At 43.5% G+C, this 4,565-nt stretch carries 2 protein-coding genes; one reads left to right on the top strand and one right to left on the bottom strand.

What is annotated here, in order from left to right; genetic code table 11:
- Positions 1-142 precede the first annotated feature (142 nt).
- Entirely contained in the window at positions 143-3,172 is a 3,030-nt protein-coding gene (locus Q0954_RS32885; protein WP_299465942.1) for a GH92 family glycosyl hydrolase, read from the bottom strand.
- A gap of 301 nt (positions 3,173-3,473) precedes the next feature.
- Here Q0954_RS32885 and Q0954_RS32880 point away from each other — a divergent pair, with 301 nt between their 5' ends.
- Complete coding sequence (locus Q0954_RS32880; RefSeq protein WP_299465940.1) at positions 3,474-4,343, top strand: mechanosensitive ion channel family protein; 870 nt, start codon at positions 3,474-3,476, stop codon at positions 4,341-4,343.
- Positions 4,344-4,565 lie beyond the last annotated feature (222 nt).

Below are 4,565 nucleotides of genomic sequence, written 5' to 3'. Positions count from 1 at the left end.
CTATCAAATACAAAAAATAGCTTCCTGATTATCAGTAGATTATGAAATTGGTAGATGGAAGTCTGTAATCGCTTCGCCTTCATTCGTAATTCGTAATTCTCTCATTCGTAATTTAAAAAGCTTCGCGCTCATTCATAATTGACTAATTCCCTTCCACCATAATCTCATCGGCAAAAAGCCAGGCGCCACCACCTGCCCCCAAGTGCCATGCTGGTACAATGCCTTGGTTATAAGCCACTACTTTGACATAACGGGTTGCCTCACCAAATTTCACCTCAAAGGTTTTTACGATGGCACCCTCACTTTTAGGGCTTACATTGTTTTCTACCACCCCTGCTTTTGTAAATTTTTTACCGTCGGGCGAAGTAAAAAATGCTACGCGGGTAGGCATAAAAATCCACGAATTTTGATCTTGAAGGCAACGAATGGCCATGGTTTTTACGTGTTCTTCTTTACCCAGGTCTATGATTGCTTCTATGTTTACCTTTTGGTAACCTTGCCACATGCCCGTGCGGAAATCTTTGCCACCTGAAACAAAATCAATGAGGGCTTTGTTGCCACCTGCAGCGTATTGATTGGCGTACTGATTGGCAAGACTGATGGTTCTGCCTGCGGGTATTTTACTAAAACGAGTGTGAATAGTATCGCTGGTTTGTCCTTGAGTATTTTGGGCAAAAGCCCACACTGTAGCAGAAGTTTGTATAGTGACTGGGGCGTGGTAGGGCACAAACCTCAGGCTTGTCACAGCGGCGTTTTTGTTTGGGGCCACAGCATAAAACAACTTTGTTGCCGGGTTGTGATGGGCAATTTTAATTTGATGGTCTGCTCGCTCAAAAGTAAGGTCGCCCTCAAAATAAGGTACTGGCACAATGAGGTGTGCTGTAATGGCTGATACAGGAGCCGCGGTGGGTTGGCTACCCCAAGCCTTGTTAGGACGGTTGCCCATGACCAACACCAGCTCGCCTCCTATCATGATATCTTTATGTTTGATATAGTTTTTGGTGTAAGCCTTGCCATTGAGCTGGGCTGATTGTATATAAATATTGTTGGCTGAGACCTGCTCGGCTCTGATAGTAAAGCGTTGACCATTTTCGAGCTGTAGAGTAGCTTCGGGAAACACAGGAGAGCCTATGACATAGTCGTTGGAACCAGGTGTAACCGGATAAAACCCCATAGCACTGAGTACATACCAGGCAGACATTTGACCACAGTCTTCGTTGCCCGATAACCCGTGGGGGTGGTTATGGTAAAGGGTACTGAGTATTTGGGCAACCCGTTGCTGGGTTTTCCAGGGTTTGCCTACATAATTGTACAAATACGCCATGTGGTGGCTAGGTTCGTTGCCGTGGGCATATTGCCCAATGAGCCCGGTAATATCAGCTTGGTGCCGCCCTGAAGTTTCGGTAGATGCCGTAAATAAGTTGTCTAGCCACTTCTCTAGTTGGGGTTTACCCCCCAACATTTGGGCAAGCCCACTAATGTCTTGTGGTACATACAAGCTATATTGCCAGGCGTTGGCTTCGGTATAATTAAAGTTTACTTCTTCGGGGCGAAAGGGGGAAAACCAACGATTTTGACGTTTGGCACGCATAAAGCCGGTATTTTTGTCAAAAATATTTTTGTAAGCCTGAGCCCTTCGTATAAATTTTTTGTGCACCTTGGGTTGTTTCAGCTGCTTTGCCAGCATCGCAATGCACCAATCGTCGTAGGCATACTCCAGGGTTTTCGATACCGATTCGGGCTCTTCAGAGGCGGGTATATAGCCATATTTGCGGTAAGCACCAATGCCGAACTTGTCTTGGTTGGCACTGGTTTGCATGGCCTGAAGAGCAAGTGTAGCATCATAATCTTTGATCCCTTTCAGGTAGGCATCTACAATTACAGGCACCGCATGGTAGCCAATCATACACTGAGTCTCATTGCCAGCCAGCTCCCACACGGGCAAAGTGTTGCCTTGTTGGTATTGCAACAAAAAAGTTTTGATAAAGTCGTTGGTGCGTTTTTGTTGTACCAAAGTATACAAAGGGTGGGCAGCCCGGTAGGTGTCCCAAAGTGAAAATACGGTAAAATAAGGATGACTTGCCTGGTGCACTTGAGCGTCGCGCCCCCGATACTGCCCATCTACATCGTTGAACACATTAGGGGCAATAAAACTATGGTACATCGCCGTGTAAAAAACAGTTTGTTCTTTTAGGGTGCGCCCTTTTACAGCAATGCGTGCCAACTCGTGGTTCCAGGCGGTTTGCACTTTTTTGCGTACCCCGTCAAAGTTCCAGTCAGGGGTTTCTGTTTCCAGGTTTTTGCGGGCTCCCTCTATGCTTACCGCCGAAATGCCTACCTTGACCAATAGCGGTTCTTTAGCTACATTTCCATCAAATGAAAACGAGGCTTTGATGCTTTTACTTTGGGCTTTTTTGTTGGCGTTGGCTTGGTTATCTACCCAAAGCTCGTGCTGGTTGAAAGGCTTTGAAAACTGTATCACAAAATACACATGCTGGTTGGTTGCCCAGGCTTTAGACCTCCGATGCCCTTGAACCTCACGGTTATTTACTACCTCTACACTGGCATCCAATACTTGGTCGCGGTGTACCAGGTCAAGTATTACCTGGGCAGGCTTGCCTTTAGGAAAACTATAGGCGTGCAGGCCTACTCTGGGGGTAGCAGTTAGTGCTACTTTTATGTCATAATCATTGAGGTAAGTTTCATAATAGCCTGCTTGTGCTTTTTCTTTGTGATGGCTAAACCGCGAACGGTAACCCTTTTTGCCATCTGCCCCATTGTTGTACATGACGTCTCCAGTAATAGGCATCAACAATACATCGCCGTAATCTGACACACCTGTGCCGCTGAGGTGGGTATGCGAAAACCCATAGACCAAGCTGTCGCTGTAATGATAACCTGAGCAACCGTCCCAACCAGTGAGACGGGTATCGGGGCTGAGCTGTACCAAGCCAAAAGGAGCCGTAGCACCAGGGTAAGTGTGCCCGTGCCCTCCAGTGCCTACAAAAGGATTCACCAACGCAGTGTAGTCTTGCCCTTGGTAAGAGGGCACACTCCAGGTTTGTAAGGAGTCGGAGCGGTTGTTTTTATTTTCAGCTTGTTGTACTTTTTTTGGGGTACACTGTGCCAGTAGCAGTAAACAGGTGATGAATAGAAGGTGGCTTTTTATCATTGTTAAGCTTGGGTGTTTTTTTACAGATTGACAAATATAGTTTTTTTGATTGGAGCCACTAATGTCTGTTTCGATAAAGCCGTTTTTTTCTACTAAAAAATCAGCGTTTTTGTCACCTTTTTGCAAGCAATTACGTAAAGTGAAATTATTTTTAGATTGCTACAAGGAAGTGTCATTTTTTACTACGACATTTGCAGTATTATTTTTCTCATCTAACCCGTTGTTAACTAAATAGTTACACAACTAAACAGGGGAGGTGATTTTATCAAATTACTCAAAGTTTTTGATTGACTATTTCTCTATGAAAAAGCTATTGGAAAATCCCGCTATTAGCAGCATTCTTATCGCGGTTACTGTAATTATTGTATGTGTGATTTTGTCTAAAATATTGCGTAGAATACTAGACAAGTATTTCGACAATGCCGTGCAGCTAATGAAAGGTGACCCAACCAATTACAACTTCTTTAAAAATGGGGTTACTTTTATCATTTTTGTCATTGGTACCATCATCATATTCAGGTCTATACCAGCACTCAAAGGGGTGGGCAATACCCTGGTAGCAAGTGCGGGTATTTTGGCAGCCATTGTAGGCTTTGCTTCTCAACAAGCCTTCTCTAATATTGTGGGTGGCATTTTTATTGTAATTTTTAAACCTTTTAGGGTAGGCGATGTGATAAAGGTAGGCACTGAAAACCCCGGCACGGTAGAAGACATTACGTTGCGCCATACCATTATCAATAGTTTTGAAAATCGCCGCATTGTTATACCAAACTCTGTCATTAGTTCGGCTACTATTCTTAACTCTAGCATTGCCGAAGAAAAAGTATGTGTGTTTGTAGAGGTGGGCATTGGCTATTCGGCAAACATCGACCAGGCAATTGCTATTATAAGAGAAGAGGCAATGAAACACCCCAATTTTATTGACAACCGAGAAGAAGAAGATAAAAACGATGATACCCCGGCGGTAGTGGTAAGGGTGGTTGCCTGGATGGACAGCTCTATTACCTTAAGGGCTAGTGTGTGGGCAGACACATCGTTGAAAGGGTTTGTCATGAAGTGTGAGTTGCTAAAAAGCATCAAAGAAGCTTTTGACCGCGAGGGTGTAGAAATTCCTTACCCTTACCGTAACCTGGTGATCAAATCAAACGAGGCAAAGTCGTTGCCAGTGTAAGTATTTGGCTACGAAATATCGATCAAAACACGATATTTCGTATAAAAAATCATTTTTTTAGAAAAGGTAAAACTATAAAGTAAGAAAATTTGAAATTTATTTCACTGATTATCAGTGAGTTAAAAATTATTATCGCCATGTTTTTATTTTTGGTCTTTGGTTTGAATATATATTAACCAAAGATATTTAATAAGCTTTGTGGTTAGGAAAGAAAAACGAGAT

The sequence above is a fragment of the uncultured Microscilla sp. genome, from assembly GCF_947493425.1.
Classification (GTDB): domain Bacteria; phylum Bacteroidota; class Bacteroidia; order Cytophagales; family Microscillaceae; genus Microscilla.
Note: the sequence above shows the minus strand (reverse complement) of the source record. Positions and strands in the feature narration are given on the sequence as shown.

What these genes read in the sequence shown, in the direction of transcription:
- Q0954_RS32885 (WP_299465942.1), bottom strand. Translation starts at nt 3,172, where the DNA reads ATGATAAAAAGCCACCTTCTATTCATCACCTGTTTACTGCTACTGGCA.
- Q0954_RS32880 (WP_299465940.1), top strand. Translation starts at nt 3,474, where the DNA reads ATGAAAAAGCTATTGGAAAATCCCGCTATTAGCAGCATTCTTATCGCG.